Here is a 1,556-nt window from a genome sequence, read left to right on the forward strand (position 1 = left end):
CGCGCCGTCGGCCTCGACCACACCGCTCACCCGGTACGGCCGGCTCTCTCCCCCGGCGACGACGTCGATGCTGTCGCCGGGGGCGAGCCCGCGGCCGTCGGCGAGCCGGGCGTCGACGGCGGTCTCCCCGTCGGCGCGCGGGGGTTCACCGGCCACCAGCCGGTACGGGGCGAGGGCGGCGCTCGCCCAGCCGTGCCCCGTGACCGGCAGGTCCGGGGCCACCGTCGTGGTGACCGGGATCGCACGGTCGCCCACCGCGCGTGCCACACCGGGCACTTCGGCCAGTTCGCCGGCCAGCTTCTCGGGGACGCTGCCGCGTTCGGGAAGCGCGATGGTGGTGTGCTCGGTCTCGCCGAACATCTTCGTGGCCACCCTCAGGTCCCGGTCGGCGACGACGGCGAGCGTGGCGTCGTAGCGCCCTGGCCGGCCCTTGTGACGCCATCCGGACTCCACGAGCAGGGCGCAGGTCATCAGGACGGCGACACCCGCGGCGAGTGCGGTGAACGTGGCGACGAAGCCGCCCCTGCGGAAGCGCAGTGTCTGCACGGCCAGGTGGAGCACGGCTCAGCCCTCCCGGCTCGCGACGGGCTGCCGGCCGAGCAGTGCCAGGTGCTCGGCGATCCGCTCGGCGCCGGGCTGTGCCATGTCCCGTACGATCCGCCCGTCGGCGAGGACCAGCACGCGGTCGGCGTAGGACGCGGCGACCGGGTCGTGGGTCACCATGACGACGGTCTGCCCGAACCGGTCGACCGCCGACCGCAGCAGGGCGAGGACGTCGGCGGCGGTCCGGGTGTCCAGGGCTCCGGTGGGTTCGTCGCAGAAGATCACCTCGGGGCGGGTGACGAGCGCCCGGGCGATCGCGACGCGCTGCTGCTGGCCGCCGGAGAGCTGCGCGGGCCGGTGCCGCAGTCGTTCGCCCAGTCCGGCCCTCCCGATCACCTCGGCGACCCACGCCGGGTCGGGCCGGCGGCCCGACAGCCGCGAGGGCAGCAGGATGTTCTGCTCCACGTTCAGCGCGCCCACCAGGTTGAACGCCTGGAACACGAAGCCGACCCGCCCGCGGCGCAGTTCGGTCAGCCGCTTCTCGGACAGCGACGACAGATCGGTGGCACCGATCCGTACCGTCCCCGAGTCCGGCCGGTCCAGCCCGGCCGCGCAGTGCAGCAGGGTGCTCTTGCCCGATCCGGACGGTCCCATCACGGCGGTCGCCGTGCCGCGCGCGAACACGGCGCTCACGTCGTCCAGCGCCACGACCGGCTGCTCACCGCCGTACGTCTTGCGCACATGGTCGAGGCCGACGGCGACGTCGGCCGGGGTCAGTGACATGGTGGGGCGCCTTCCGGGCGAAGCTCGTTGCGGGACCCGAACGACGGTAGGCGGCACGGAGGCCGCCGCCCATGCAGCCAGTGACCGGACGATGGTGGTGCAGGCACTACCACCCGGCATGACGTCCGTGCTCGCGCCGTTCGCCCGGGCCCGGCGCGGTTCCGGCGGCGGGGACGCGAGGCCGCAGGCCGCAGGCCGCAGGCCGCAGGCCGCAGGCCGCAGGCCGCAGG

General features: G+C 74.9%; 1 protein-coding gene and 1 pseudogene. Both read right to left on the reverse strand.

The features are described from left to right. Positions 1-561: pseudogene (locus B7767_RS38320) on the reverse strand (ABC transporter permease); the annotation flags it as partial. A 3-nt stretch (positions 562-564) separates the two neighbouring features. Then, entirely contained in the window at positions 565-1,326 is a 762-nt protein-coding gene (locus tag B7767_RS38325; RefSeq protein WP_085576002.1) for an ABC transporter ATP-binding protein, read from the reverse strand. Positions 1,327-1,556 lie beyond the last annotated feature (230 nt).

Source organism: Streptomyces sp. 13-12-16 (assembly GCF_002114215.1).
GTDB lineage: Bacteria > Actinomycetota > Actinomycetes > Streptomycetales > Streptomycetaceae > Streptomyces.